Raw genomic sequence first — 256 nt, forward strand, 5'->3', positions numbered from 1 at the left:
TAATCGAAGTCGGCGATACCAAAGTAATCTGTACAGCGACGCTTGAAGAGAGAGTGCCTCCTTTCATGCGCGGAGGCGGGAAAGGCTGGATTACCGCTGAATATGCCATGCTTCCTCGTGCGACTGAGACACGCAACGCGCGTGAATCATCAAAAGGGAAAGTGGGCGGAAGAACCATGGAAATCCAACGCTTGATCGGTCGTGCCCTGCGTTCGGTTGTCCATTTGGAGGCGATGGGCGAGCGAACCATCTGGCT

General features: G+C 54.7%; 1 protein-coding gene. It reads left to right on the forward strand.

Annotated elements, in window-relative coordinates; all coding sequences use genetic code 11:
• Positions 1-2 precede the first annotated feature (2 nt).
• A partial coding sequence (gene rph, locus MXD62_RS09065; protein ID WP_248828928.1) for a ribonuclease PH occupies positions 3-256 on the forward strand: 254 nt, incomplete at its 3' end.

This window comes from Frankia sp. Mgl5 (genome assembly GCF_023242985.1).
Taxonomy (GTDB): Bacteria; Actinomycetota; Actinomycetes; order Frankiales; family Frankiaceae; genus Parafrankia; species Parafrankia soli.